Here is a 12,913-nt window from a genome sequence, read left to right on the forward strand (position 1 = left end):
CCGGTGACGAGCGCCACCCTCAACCACCGCTCAAAGGACTATTAGGAGTCCATATGGCCAAGCACGTCGAGTACGAGAAGGTGAGCAGCGACTACCTGGAGCACCGACAGCTCAAACGTGGCGCGGCGGGGTGGGTCCTGCTGGCCGGGCTGGGAGTCTCGTACGTGATCTCCGGCGACTTCGCCGGGTGGAACTTCGGCCTCGCCCAGGGCGGCTGGGGCGGGATGCTGATCGCCACGATCCTGATGGCGACGATGTACACGTGCATGGTGTTCGGTCTGGCGGAACTGGCCTCCGCACTGCCCGTTGCGGGCGCGGGGTACGGCTTCGCGAGGCGCGCGCTCGGCCCGTTGGGCGGGTACGCGACGGGTATCGCGATCCTCATCGAGTACGCCATCGCTCCCGCGGCGATCTCGGTGTTCATCGGCGACTACATCAAGGCGCTTGGCATTCTCGACGCGACGTGGCCGGTGTACCTCGCCTGCTACATCGTGTTCGTCGGCATCCACCTGTACGGCGTCGGCGAGGCGCTGCGGGTGATGTTCGTGATCACCGGTGTGGCGGTCGTGGCCCTGGTCGCGTTCGTCGCGGGCATGATCCCGAAGTTCGACTCCTCCAAGCTGTTCGACATCGGTGACGGGTCGTTCCTGCCGATGGGCGTGACGGGCGCGTGGGGCGCGGTCGTGTTCGCGATCTGGTTCTTCCTCGCGGTGGAGGGCGTGCCGCTGGCCGCCGAGGAGGCCCGCGATCCCAAGCGGGACATGCCTCGCGGCATCATCGGCGCGATGGTCGTGCTGCTGGTGTTCGCGGCGGCGATCCTCCTGGTGGCCCCCGGCGGTGCGGGCTCGAAGGTGCTGGAGGCGTCCGGAAACCCGTTGCCCGAGGCCGTGCGCGCGGCTTACGGCGGCGACACCTTCCTGGCGCAGCTGGTGAACTACGTCGGCCTGGCCGGTCTGGTCGCGTCGTTCTTCTCGATCATCTACGCGTATTCGCGGCAGCTGTTCGCGTTGTCGCGCGCCGGCTACCTGCCGCGCTGGCTCTCGAAGACCGGCAAGCGCAAGACGCCGTACCTGGCGTTGATCGTGCCCGGCACGATCGGCTTCATCCTGGCCACGACGATGAAGACGATCGACCCCGTCACGGGTGGCGCCCGGCTCATCAACATCGCGGTGTTCGGCGCCGCTCTGTCGTACGTGCTGATGATGGTGTCGCACATCGTGTTGCGTAAGACGGCGCCGGATCTCCCCCGCCCGTACCGGACTCCTGGCGGTGTGGTGACCACGGGCGTGGCGCTGGTTCTGGCTGTTGCGGCGGTCATCGCGACGTTCTTCGTGGACGAGGTCGCTGCCGCGGTGACGGCGGGCATCGTCGTGGTCGCCGTCGCGTACTACTGGTTCTACAGCCGGCACCACCTGGTCGCGAGCGCTCCGGAGGAGGAGTTCGCGGCGATCGCGAAGGCGGAGGCCGAGCTCGATTGAGCAGGCGAGCGTTGATCCTCGGCGGCACGGGCCTCATCGGCCGTGCCGCCGCTCGGCGTCTGCGGTCCTCCGGGTGGACGGTGGACGCGGTCGGCAGCGAGGTGGACCGTGCCGACCCCCGCGCGCTGGCCGTCGCGATGGGCGACGGCGCGGACCTGCTGGTCGACTGCCTCTGCTACTCGGCCGCCGACGCGCGGGCGTTGCTGCCGTTGGCGCGCAAGGCACGTTCGGTCGTGATGATCTCGGCCAAGGCCGTGTACGTGGACTCGCTCGGCCGTCACGCGAACTCCGAGGACGCGCCGCGCTTCGACGGCCCGGTCACCGAGGACCAGCAGACCCTGGCGCCGCTCGACTCGGACCCGTTCACCCGCTTCGGCTACGGCCCGAACAAGGTGGCGGCGGAACGGACGCTGCTCGACAGCGGCCTCCCGGTCACCGTGCTGCGACCGTCCAAAGTGCACGGTCCGGGCAACCGCCGTCCGCTGGAGTCCTACTTCGTCGACCGGATCCTCGACGGCCACAAGGTCGTCGTGCTGGCGGCACGCGGTGAGGGCGTCGACCACCCGACCGCCGCCGCGAACCTGGCCGCGTTGATCGAGACGGCCGCCTTGCAGCCGGGAGCGCGCGTGCTGAACGCCGCGGACCCGGACGCGCCGAACGGCCTGGAGATCTCGCGGATCATCGCGCGGTCCCTCGGTCACCGGTGGCACGAGATCCTGCTCGACCACTCCGAGGCGGGCCTGCACCCGTGGCGCCGCGGCTTCGTCCTGGACACGTCCGCCGCGCTGACGTTGGGCTACGAGCCGGTCGGCGACTACGAGACCACCGTCCAGGAGACGCTCCGCGACCTCGTTTCGAGCAGCTCATGGCAGTATCGGGCGCGTGAGTGACATTCAGCGTGTAGGAGTCGTCGGTTCCGGCCTCATGGGGTCCGGAATCGCCGAGGTGAGCGCTCGTGCCGGTCTCGACGTCATCGTCGTCGAGGTCAACGCGGGTGCGGCCGAGGCGGCGCAGGGGCGGATCGCCACCTCGCTCGCCAGGGGCGTCAAGTCGGGCAAGCTCAGCGAGGAGGACCGCGACGGCGCCCTGGAGCGCATCCGGTTCACCACCGACATCGGTGACTTCGCCGACCGCCAGTTCGTGGTCGAGGCCGTCGCCGAGAACGAGCAGATCAAGACCGAGGTCTTCACCGCCCTCGACAAGGTCGTGAAGGACGAGGACGCCATCTTCGCGTCCAACACGTCGTCCATCCCGATCATGAAGCTCGGCATGGCCACCAACCGCCCCGAGCAGGTCATCGGCGTGCACTTCTTCAACCCGGTGCCCGTCCTGAAGCTGGTCGAGATCGTGCCGTCGCTGCTGACCGGCGCCGCCACCCAGGACCGCGCCGAGACGTTCGTGCGCGGCGTGCTGGGCAAGGAGGTCATCCGCTCGCAGGACCGCGCCGGCTTCGTGGTCAACGCGCTGCTGATCCCGTACCTGCTCTCCTCGATCCGCATGCTGGAGTCCGGCTTCGCCTCGGCCGACGACATCGACAACGGCATGGTGCTCGGCTGCGCCCACCCGATGGGCCCGCTGCGCCTCACCGACCTGATCGGCCTCGACACCACCAAGGCCATCGCCGAGTCGATGTACGACGAGTTCAAGGAGCCGCTCTTCTCCCCGCCGCCGCTGCTGCTGCGCATGGTGGACGCGGGCCTGCTGGGCAAGAAGTCGGGCCGGGGCTTCCACAACTACGCGAAGTAGACCTCGGGCCCGCTCTCCGGAGCGGGCCTTCTGCTTGTATGGATCACATGACTGGGGTCCTCAACGACTACGACAAGCTCGCCGCCGGGTACGACAGGTCGAACCACGACGACATCTTCAACGCCTACTACGAACGCCCGGCGATGCTCGCCCTGGCCGGTGACGTCACGGGCCGCAGGATCCTCGACGCCGGCTGCGGCGCCGGCCCGTTGCTGGTCGAGCTGAAGACCAGGGGGGCGGACGTCAGCGGTTTCGACCGGAGCCGGGGAATGCTGGACCTCGCCCGCCGCCGCGTCCCGGACGCCGACCTGCGCGTGGCCGACATCGCCGAACCACTCCCCTACGCGGACGCGGAGTTCGACGACGTCGTCGTGTCGCTGGTGCTGCACTACCTCGGCGACTGGGGCCCGTCGCTGGCCGAGCTGCACCGCGTCGTCAAGCCCGGCGGCCGTCTGCTGATCTCGGTCGACCACCCGTTCGCCATGCACATGATCCACCGCAGGGACGGCCTCAAGACCAACTACTTCGAGACCTACAACTACCTCGAGACCTGGGACCACACCGGCGAACCCGTCGAGATGTCGTTCTGGAACCGGCCGCTGCACGCCATGACGAACGCGTTCACCGCGGCCGGGTTCACCCTCACCGAGATCGCCGAACCGCTGCCGTTGCCCGAGGCCGCGGCGAAGTTCCCCGAGGAGTACGCGGCGCTGACGAGGAGCCCGAGCTTCCTGTTCTTCGTGCTGACAGCATGACCGAGCCCTGGACGCACGACGGCAGCCCGGTGTCCGACGTCGTGGCGTTGCTGCGCACGCGGATCGACGCCGGGCACCTCGAAACGTGGCTGACCAGCGAGTCCGGGCGGTCGCTCGCCTTCGTCACGAACACCGACCGCGCCATGCTGATGCTGCTCGACGGCGAAGGCGACGCGGGCGAGCACGCGACCACTCCGGACGCCGAAGGCGCGAGCGACGGGTTCGTCCTCTCCAACGGCCAGAACGACGAGTACCCGAAGGCGGACACCGTTGCGCTGCCGCAAGCCCTGGCCATCGCCGAGCACGTCGTCCGCACGGGCACCTGGCCGGCGGACGCGCACCACGTCAGCGACCGCTAGACGGCGGCCAGCCGGTTCATCGAGTGCTGGATCAGCCCCACCAGGACGGCCTTCGACGACTCGCGGTCCCGCGCGTCGCACAGGATCACCGGGATCGCCTCGTCCAGGTCCAGGGCGTGCCGCACCTCGTCCACCGTGTACATCTGCGACCCGTCGAAGCAGTTCACCGCGACGATGAACGGGATCCCGCGGTGCTCGAAGAAGTCGATCGACGGGAACGACGAGTCCAGCCGGCGGGTGTCCACGAGCACCACGGCGCCGATCGCGCCGGTGGCCAGCTCGTCCCACATGAACCAGAACCGGTTCTGGCCGGGCGTGCCGAACAGGTACAGCACCACCTTGGTGTTGATGGTGATGCGCCCGAAGTCCAGGGCGACGGTGGTGGTGTCCTTGCCCTCGATGCCGGCGAGGTCGTCGACGTGCGTGCCTGCCTCGGTGAGCAGTTCCTCGGTACGAAGCGGCGGGATCTCGGACACCGACGCGACCATGGTGGTCTTGCCGGTGCCGAACCCGCCCGCGATGACGATCTTGACCGCGGTCGGCACGGTCAGCTGGTCGTCAGATCCCACGAACACCATCCAGTACGGCCTGCAGGAGATTCCTGTCGGGAATCTTGGGGGAGGAGGTCTGCACGAGCACGTCGCCGCGCTCGATGAGGTCCGACAGCAGGACCTTCACCACGACGAGCGGGACGTCGAGGTAGGCGGCGACCTCGGCGACCGAGAGCGGGCGTGCGCACAGGGCCATGATCTCGCGATGTTCGACCGTCAGCGACGTCTGGTCGGACGCAAACGAGGACGAGCGGACCTGCGTGACGAGGTGGAGGTCAGGCGCATTCGGCCGAGTGCGGCCGCGCACCATCGCGTAAGGCCGCACCAACGGTCCCGCGGCCTCGTCGTACCACCAGTCGTCGCGCCCGGTCATCAGCGTGACTCACGCGCCGATGGCACGGTCGCGGTCTCCGCGCGCGGGGCCGACGACAGGTACGTGCCGACGCGCTTGACCAGCATGTTCATCTCGTAGGCGATCATGCCCATGTCCGCGTCCTCCTCACCCAGCACGGCCAGGCAGGCTCCGTGGCCGGCGGCGGTCACGAACAAGTATGCGTGTTCCATCTCCACGATGGTCTGCCGAACGGCGCCACCACCGAAATGGCGGCCGGTCCCCCGTGCGAGCGACTGGAACGCCGACGCCATCGCGGACAGGTGTTCCGAGTCGTCGCGGGACAGCCCGGCCGAGCGGCCGAGCAGGAGTCCGTCCGCCGACAGCACGACCGCGTGGCGCGCTCCGACCACGCGCTGGATCAGGTCCTCCAGCAACCAGTTCAGTTCGCCGTGCTGGGCTGCGTTGTTCATGACGAGGGGGCTCCTTCTGATCTCCAGTCGTCGGTCAGCCGAGCGTCCCGGGTACCGCGCTGGAACGCGGCGAAACCGTCCCGGGTCCGCTCCGCCGACCGTTCGCCGGTCACCGGCTCGGCGTGCGGCGGCTCCTCCGAGGACTGCATGAGCTGCGGCGCGAGGCTCTGCCGCTTCTTCCTGCGGGGAAGGGGTGCCTTCCCGTCCTGGGCCGGAGGGGCCGCGGGGGTCCTGTCGTCCACCGATGCTTCTGACACGGCCGTGGGCGCGATTGTGTTCACGTCAGGGTCTACGAGCGCGTGCAGGCCCGCGTTCACGGCTTCCAGCACTTCGGGATTCACCTTCACCGGAAGGCTCGGGTGGTCCTCGACGTGCCCGTGGTGCTGGTCGTGGAACGACCGCACCGGCATCTGGGTGGTCTCGGTGATGTCGCCCGCCTTGTTGTGCGGGGCGACGATGTTCGGCGGCAGCACGCACAACGCGACCGTGCCGCCGTACGGCGAGTCGCGCAGCTCCACCTTGATGCCCCGCCGTGCGGCGAGCCTCGCGACGACGAACAGGCCGAGGCGGGACTCGCCCCGGAACGCCATCGTCTCGAAGTCCGGCGGGTTGGAGAGCTTGGCGTTGGCCTGGAGTCGTTCCTCCTGGGTCAGCCCGAGACCGTGGTCCTCGATCTCGATGACCAGCCCGTGCGGCGCGGAGCTGGAGTGGATGACCACCTCGGAGCGGGGCGACGAGAACGCCGTCGCGTTGTCGACGAGCTCCGCGAGCAGGTGGATGGTGTCGGCGACGGCCACCCCCACGAGCGCGCGGTCGGGCACCGGGTTGACCCTCACCCGGACGTACTGCTCGGTCTCGGCCACGGCCGAGCGGATCACGTCGCTCAGGCGCACTGGCTTGCGCCACTGCCTGCCCGGCTGCTCCCCCGCGAGGATGATCAGGTTCTCCGCGTTGCGGCGGGCGCGGGTCGCCAGGTGGTCGAGCTGGAAGAGCGAGTCGAGCTGCTCGGGGTGTTCCTCTTCGCGTTCGAGCTTGTCGAGGATCTTGAGCTGGCGGTGCACGAGGCCCTGGTTGCGGTGCGCGATGTCGAGGAAGACGCGGTTCACGCCCTCGCGTGCCTGCGTCTCCTTCACCGCGGCCGCGACAGCCGTGTACTGGGCGGCGTTGAACGCGTCGGCGACCTGGCCGATCTCGTCGTTGCCGTAGTCGAGCGGCGGCATGTCGCGGTGCACGTCCACCTGCTCGCCGCCGCGCAGCCGGGCGACGATGTGCGGCAGCCGTTCCTGCGCGAGCCTCAGCGTGTCTTCTCGCAGCGACGCCAGGCGCGTCACCAGGGCGCGCGACACCAGGCGGTTCGAGATGCGCAACGCCAGGACGATGCCGACGACGACCGCGAGCAACGCGATCAGGCTGCCGATCAGCACGGCGGCGACCCGGCTGTCGGCCTTGTCGAGGCCGAGGTCGGCGGCGTTGCGGGCCTGCGTGACGGCGAGGCCGACGAGGTTGTCGTGCACCGGCGCGGCCACCCCGCGCCACTGCTCGTCGGTGACGCCCCGGTCGCCGTTGACGATCTTGCCTTCGAGGTCGAGCAACGTCCGGTACTCGGTGCTGCCGCGCAACGCGTCGTACTGCGAGCGCGGCTGCTCCAGCGCGAACGGGATCGTGGCGTCGAGGCTGCCGTGGTAGGCGCCGATCAGCCGGGAGAACTCGACCCGTTCGGCCGGGGTGAACGTGCCGTTGAGCAACCCGCGCGAGCCGATCGTGGCGCCGCGGGAGAGCCAGTCGGACGCCTGGAAGATCGTGACGGCCTGGACGTTGGCCTGGCTCGCCTCCGAGTCGGGCACGAGGCGTGCCTGCCGGGCCAGCAGCCCGACGCCCGAGTCGAGCAGGCTGTTGTAGTAGTCGTAGACCGCCTGCGGGTTCGCCGACCCGGACGCGATGCCCTGGCGTTGCTTCGGCAGCTCGTCCAGCACGGAGTTGAGGGCGTTGATGCGGTCGGTGGTGTCCTGCGGCGCGCTGTCGGCGAGCTCGGTGAACGCCTCGCGCATCTTCCGCACGGCCTCGTCGGTGACGGCGTGCTGGCGCCCGAGCCCGCCCCGGTCGACGCCCTGGGCGTTGCTGAGGACCTCGAGGCTCTGCTGGCGTTCCTTCTGCAACGCGGCGAGCGCCTCGACGGACGGGATCGCCGCGCCCTTGACCCCGGCCGCGACCGACCGCATGTAGAAACCGTCGAAAAGGGTGTAAGAGGAGAAAACGGCCCACATCACCAGCAGCACCACGCTGGGAACGACCACGACACCGGCCAGCCGGGACCGAATGGTCCGGTAGTTGGTCGGTGTGTAACCGCTCTTCTCGTTCACAGCGCTCTCACGGTCTCCGGTTGCCCACGGCTAGCGCTGCGGGTTACTCAAGTAACTCCTTCGGCTGTAATTAGGTTACGGCGAGGGATCTTCGTTACCCAATGACAGCGATCACACGCAGTACGCGGTTGGCAGGCTACCCAGTCGAGTGATGGGAGCAACACCCGGTACGGGGGTTCTTGCCTAGTGAGAACCCCCGTACGGGCTAGTTCTGTCGCTGCGCTTCTACGGCCTCTCGACCGCTACGACGGTGTAGGTCGTCTCCGGCGTCGGAGGCGTGCTGAACCGGGCATTCGGCAGGTAGAGGCGCTTGCCGAACGCGGCGACCGTCGTCGGCACGTCGAACCGCGCGTCCGTCCGTTCCGCCGCGAGCGTCGCGCCGTCACGACTGAGCGTGTAGCGCGCGACTTTGTTCAGGCGGTTTTGCACCACGTACAACTGCCGCCCCTCACGCAACAGACCGTCGCCATTGGTGAGTACTTGACCGCTCAAATTGATCTCGGTGGATTTGCCGCTCCGAGGATCGATCCTGAAGAGCTTTCCGGTGTTGCTCTGCACGACGATCAAACCGCCGTCCAGACCCGTCACGATGCCGTTGAGGTTGGTCGCCCCCGGCGTCACCACGAGATCGCCCGTCAACGCGAGCGTCCGGTGCGGCTTGAGGCTCAACGGCACCTCGTACAGCACGGCCTTGCGCGAGTCGGTGAACCACGCCGACTTCTCGGTCAGCACCACGTCGTTGACGAACGTGTCGGCCGTGGCGAACTGGAACGTGGCCAGCAACTTGCCCGACCGCGTGTCGTAGACCCGTGCGTCGCCACCGGTGCCACCGGCAACCCACAGCCGTTTGCGCTCATCGACCTTCATGCCGAGCGACGGCGTGCCGGGCCCCTTGGCCAGCACCTTGCCCGTGCCGGTGCGGAGGTCGGCCGCGTAGATGGACCCGTCGGCCCGCGACCCGAAGTAGGCCGTGGTGCCGCTGATCGCGATGCCTTCGGGCTGCCACCCGTTGGGCAGGGAGAACTCGGTCGGAAAGTGCTTGGACGCGCCTGCGGTGGCCGGCGCGGCAGCGGTGAGCGTGACGCCCAGAACCGCCGCGAGCAGGACACCGAATCTGCGGTACATGCCGCTCCTCCTCGGATTGGGGTGCGCCCCAGATCCTTCTCCTGATCGGCGGCGAACAGGAGTTTTCTCAGGAATCCGACATCTCCACAGGTCAGCGGTAGCGACGTGGGCCTGCCAGGTCAACAGCCGCTCAGAGTTCGGCCGCGGCCTCCGCGATGAGTTCCAGCGACTCCCCCTCCCCCAGCGCCACCTCCCGCAACCGCACGAACCGAGCCCCGCACTCCGCCGTCAACCCGGACTCCTCGACGTACTCCCCCTTCAGGAACGTCTCCAGGTACACCACGTCGTTGTGCTGCCGGTGCGGGAACCCCAGCAACGTGAACGGCGACCCCATCGCCGGATACGCCCCCGCACCCCGCGGCACCACCCGCACGCTCACCGTCTCCCGCTCCGACACCTCCATCAGGTGCAGCAGCTGCGCCTTCATCACTCGCGGCCCGCCGATCACCTGCCGCAGCACCGCCTCCGGGAACACCACCCGCACCACCAACGGATCCGGATCCCCCAGCCGCGTCGCCCACGCCTCCCGCACCATCGCGAGCCGCGCCGTCCGCACCGGGTCGTCACCCTGCAACACCGCGTTCGCGTACCCCGGCAACTGGAACACCGCCGGCACCAGATCCAGCGTGAACGCCGAGAACGACGTCGCCTCGAACACCAGGTTCGCGAAATCCGCCGCCGGCTCGAACCGCACGGCACCAAGAGAACGCGCCCGCGCCTGTTCAGCGAACTGCGCCCGCAACACCACCGACTGCCACTCCGGCACCGGCACCTTGTAGACGTACCCGAGCGCCATGATGTCCACCGCCGCCGACGGCTGCACCGCGTTCTCCATCATCGACAGCTTCGCGCTGCTGAAGCCCACCCGCTGGCCCGCCTCGGTGAGGCTCAGCTCGCGCTCCGCGCGCCACCCGGCCAGCTGCCGCCCGATGGCGCGTTCGAGTGTCGTGGCCCGGAAATCCTTCGGCATGACGCGAAGGATATGACCAATTCGGATTCCCGAAAGGGACGGGTCGCTGTGGATAACCCTTTAGCGCCAAGGAAGTTCGTTAGAACTGACCGTGTGCCGTTAAACGCTCGCACGGCCTATTCAGCTATTGCGCGCGCATGGGCACGCACGAGGTCGTGGAACCGGAACGCGTCGTCGCCCACCTCGGTCAGCAACGCCTTCTCGACCAGGTCGTCCAGCGCGTCCTCGACGTCGCACTCGGGCTCGCCCGCGATCGCCGCCGCCACCGGCACACCGAACGCGTCCGGCGCCCACGCGCACAACCGGTAGAGCCGCGCCTGCCGTTCCGGAAGCTCCACATAGGACCGATCGAGCAACGGCCCGAGCCGTCCGTCGTCGGTGAGCGGCCCGACGCGGATCTCCTGCCCCAGCCCCAGCGGCACGCGGCTCGTCACCAGCACCGTGCCGGACGCGGGCAGCAGCGGCGTCACCTGCTCGGCCGAGTCCGCGTTGTCCAGCAACAGGGTGAACTGCCTGCGCGCCACCAGGGCGCGGAACACGGCGGGGTCGTCGGTCGGCAGCCCGAACGCCCGCAGCACGCGGCCCACGTCGTGCGCCGCCAGGTCCACGTACAGCCGGCTGCCGGATCCCCTGTCCCGCAACCACTTCAGCGCCAGCGCCGTCTTGCCCGCCCCGGCGTCGCCGTGCAGCACCGTCACGCCCGGCCGGATCGACGCGAGCTCCGCGTCCCTGCCGACGAAATGCCGTGGCGGCGCCGGTGGCCGGAAGCGCGGCGGCACGTCGTTGCCTGCTCTGATCGAACCTGTGGCCTGCACGGCCAGCACGTCGCTCATCCCCGTACCTCCCCGAACACCTGAAGTTACGGTCTTTCCCCGGCTTTCATCAGACGGCCATAGAGTGATCGCACGTGAGCGCGGCGCCGGTCCGCGAGGTCGAGGACCGCACCTGGCGGCCGTTGACGATGATCTTGCAGGTGAGCTCGCCGCGCACGCCCTCCAGCCGGATCACGACCCGGCCCTTGCGCTTGCCCCGCCGTTCGAACGGCATGTCGGGGTTGCGCAGGGTGCGTTCCTCCTCGCCGGGGAACGTGTAGCTGAGCCGGTCGGTCGTGCCCGTTCCCTCCACCACAACGCGAATGCTGGGCGCTGCCGCACAGCCGGCGCTTCCGGCCAGCAGCAGGCCCACGAGTAAGGCGGCTGTCTTCATGACCGAACTGTAGGAACAACCCCTGCGACGAAGCATCAGCCTGAAGGCTCTGGCGGCATCAGCCATCAGACTGACAACGGACGCCCTTCAGCCCGCCTGAAGGGCGAGGAAGAGGTCAACTCTCGCCTCGAACTCCGCGAGGTCGACGCCCAGCAGCTCCTCGACCCGGCCCACCCGGTACCGCAGCGTGTTGACGTGCACGTGCAGCCGCGCGGCCGCCGCCGTCCACGAACCAGAGCAGTCGAGGAACACCTTCAGCGTGCCGACCAGGTCCGATCCGTGCTCGGCGTCGTAGTCCAGCACCGGGCCGAGCAGGCGGCGGCGCAACGACGTGCGCAACTCCTCCGGCACGCCCGCGAGCAGCAGCTGGTGCAGGGCGATCTCCTCGCCCGCCACCACGCACGTGCGACCGCCACGGCGCTCTCCCAGCCGACGCGCGTGCGTGGCCTCCTCCGCAGCGCCACGCAGTCCGCGCGAGGTGACCGGTGAGCTGATGCCGACGAGCACGCGCGACGAGCCGAGGCCCGGTTCCATCACGCGCATCGCGTCGCGCACGTCGTCGGGCACCGCGTCGGCCGCCTTCGCCACCGCGTAGACCGTGTCGCCGACGGGGGTGACGAGTGCCTGCGGCAGCGTCTCCTCCAGCACGGCGGCCGCGAGTTCGGAACGCTGGTCGGAGGTGACCGCGCTGATCACCCGCAGCCGCGCGCGTTCCAGCCCGGCCGCCGCCAGCCGCGACTCGACGTCCGCCGACCCGCTCAGCACGGCGGCGACCAGCGGCGCGGCTGTGCGGTTCTCGATCTGCCGTCCCTGCGCCTCGCGCAACCGTTCCAGGCCCACCAGCGACGCGAGCTCCGCCGCCGCCTCGGGCTGCACCGACCCGCCCACGACGAGGATCCAGCTGGTCAGGCGGTTGCCGCCGCGTTCGGAGACGGGCACCAGGGTCATGCCGCGGACCGTCTTCGGCAGCCGGTCGGCCTGCAGGAACTCCTTCACCAGCGCGACGCGGTCCGGCAGCTCGCCGCCGCCGACCACCCGGCCGGTCGTGGAGAGCACCCAGCACGGCGCGTTCAGCTCGTGGCCGCCGGCGAGCAGCAACGCGGGCAGGCCGGAGCCCTCCGCGACGACGTTCAGCAGTCTGCGGTGCCGCGAGAGCCCGACCAGTTCCATCGACACGCGTTCGGTGATGGTCGCGAACGAGAGGTCGACGGGCACCTCGAGCAACGGCACGTGGTGGCGTTCGCAGGCGTCGACCAGGTCGTCGGGGAGGTCCTTGTGGCCGGTGTCGGACGCGGCGAGCCCGGCCACGCGGGCGGAGGCGAGCGAACGGACGAACGTCTCGGAGTCGCCGGGGCCGTGGTGCCAGAGCAGGCCGGAGAGCACCAGCTCCCCGCCGGACAGGTACCGGCTGGGGTCGGGCAGCTCCGTTCCGTACACGCGGGTGACCGTGCGGTCGAGCTGGTCCTCACCGGTGTGCAGGCTCAGCCGCAGCTCCGGCATCTGCAGCAACGTCCGCAGCAGCAACATGACACGTCACTTTCGTCCATTCGTGTTTGTAG

General features: G+C 69.3%; 14 protein-coding genes. 5 read left to right on the top strand and 9 right to left on the bottom strand.

Annotation, left to right across the window (positions count from 1 at the left end; translation table 11 throughout):
• Window positions 1-53: 53 nt before the first annotated feature.
• The 5 genes from eat to ACFWNN_RS28275 are packed head-to-tail and all read left to right on the top strand — an operon-like array spanning window position 54 to window position 4,338.
• Window positions 54-1,478 (top strand): ethanolamine permease, encoded by a 1,425-nt coding sequence (eat, locus tag ACFWNN_RS28255; protein WP_382442959.1) that lies wholly within the window; start codon window positions 54-56, stop codon window positions 1,476-1,478.
• On the top strand, window positions 1,475-2,368 hold the full coding sequence (locus ACFWNN_RS28260) for an NAD-dependent epimerase/dehydratase family protein (protein WP_382442960.1): 894 nt from the start codon (window positions 1,475-1,477) through the stop codon (window positions 2,366-2,368). The genes eat and ACFWNN_RS28260 overlap by 4 nt, the downstream gene beginning before the upstream one ends.
• Complete coding sequence (locus ACFWNN_RS28265; protein WP_382442961.1) at window positions 2,361-3,224, top strand: 3-hydroxybutyryl-CoA dehydrogenase; 864 nt, start codon at window positions 2,361-2,363, stop codon at window positions 3,222-3,224. Before ACFWNN_RS28260 ends, ACFWNN_RS28265 begins: the two co-directional genes overlap by 8 nt.
• Before the next feature lie 47 nt (window positions 3,225-3,271).
• On the top strand, window positions 3,272-3,979 hold the full coding sequence (locus ACFWNN_RS28270) for a class I SAM-dependent methyltransferase (RefSeq protein WP_382442962.1): 708 nt from the start codon (window positions 3,272-3,274) through the stop codon (window positions 3,977-3,979).
• Window positions 3,976-4,338 (top strand): hypothetical protein, encoded by a 363-nt coding sequence (locus tag ACFWNN_RS28275; RefSeq protein WP_382442963.1) that lies wholly within the window; start codon window positions 3,976-3,978, stop codon window positions 4,336-4,338. The genes ACFWNN_RS28270 and ACFWNN_RS28275 overlap by 4 nt, the downstream gene beginning before the upstream one ends.
• Here the strand turns inward: ACFWNN_RS28275 and ACFWNN_RS28280 are convergent.
• The 9 genes from ACFWNN_RS28280 to ACFWNN_RS28320 form a co-directional block, all read right to left on the bottom strand.
• Window positions 4,335-4,916 carry an ATP/GTP-binding protein gene (locus ACFWNN_RS28280; RefSeq protein ID WP_382442964.1) on the bottom strand — a complete coding sequence of 194 codons (582 nt, stop codon included), beginning with the start codon at window positions 4,914-4,916 and terminating at the stop codon, window positions 4,335-4,337. The two genes, ACFWNN_RS28275 and ACFWNN_RS28280, sit on opposite strands and share 4 nt — an antisense overlap.
• Window positions 4,897-5,262, bottom strand: a complete 366-nt coding sequence (locus tag ACFWNN_RS28285; RefSeq protein WP_382442965.1) for a DUF742 domain-containing protein — start codon at window positions 5,260-5,262, stop codon at window positions 4,897-4,899. The genes ACFWNN_RS28280 and ACFWNN_RS28285 overlap by 20 nt, the downstream gene beginning before the upstream one ends.
• Window positions 5,262-5,693, bottom strand: coding sequence for a roadblock/LC7 domain-containing protein (locus ACFWNN_RS28290; RefSeq protein WP_382442966.1), 432 nt, complete (start codon window positions 5,691-5,693; stop codon window positions 5,262-5,264). Before ACFWNN_RS28290 ends, ACFWNN_RS28285 begins: the two co-directional genes overlap by 1 nt.
• Window positions 5,690-8,053 (bottom strand): nitrate- and nitrite sensing domain-containing protein, encoded by a 2,364-nt coding sequence (locus ACFWNN_RS28295; protein ID WP_382442967.1) that lies wholly within the window; start codon window positions 8,051-8,053, stop codon window positions 5,690-5,692. The genes ACFWNN_RS28290 and ACFWNN_RS28295 overlap by 4 nt, the downstream gene beginning before the upstream one ends.
• A 225-nt stretch (window positions 8,054-8,278) precedes the next feature.
• Window positions 8,279-9,178, bottom strand: a complete 900-nt coding sequence (locus ACFWNN_RS28300) for a superoxide dismutase (protein ID WP_382442968.1) — start codon at window positions 9,176-9,178, stop codon at window positions 8,279-8,281.
• A gap of 130 nt (window positions 9,179-9,308) precedes the next feature.
• Complete coding sequence (locus tag ACFWNN_RS28305; protein WP_382442969.1) at window positions 9,309-10,148, bottom strand: Scr1 family TA system antitoxin-like transcriptional regulator; 840 nt, start codon at window positions 10,146-10,148, stop codon at window positions 9,309-9,311.
• Between the two features lie 116 nt (window positions 10,149-10,264).
• Window positions 10,265-10,981 (bottom strand): hypothetical protein, encoded by a 717-nt coding sequence (locus tag ACFWNN_RS28310; RefSeq protein ID WP_382442970.1) that lies wholly within the window; start codon window positions 10,979-10,981, stop codon window positions 10,265-10,267.
• A 49-nt stretch (window positions 10,982-11,030) separates the two neighbouring features.
• Window positions 11,031-11,354: a hypothetical protein gene (locus ACFWNN_RS28315; protein ID WP_382442971.1), complete on the bottom strand. Its 324-nt coding sequence runs from the start codon at window positions 11,352-11,354 to the stop codon at window positions 11,031-11,033.
• An 87-nt stretch (window positions 11,355-11,441) separates the two neighbouring features.
• Complete coding sequence (locus tag ACFWNN_RS28320) at window positions 11,442-12,881, bottom strand: PucR family transcriptional regulator (RefSeq protein WP_382442972.1); 1,440 nt, start codon at window positions 12,879-12,881, stop codon at window positions 11,442-11,444.
• Window positions 12,882-12,913: the final 32 nt, after the last annotated feature.

The organism is Lentzea sp. NPDC058450, from assembly GCF_042721395.1.
Lineage (GTDB): Bacteria > Actinomycetota > Actinomycetes > Mycobacteriales > Pseudonocardiaceae > Lentzea.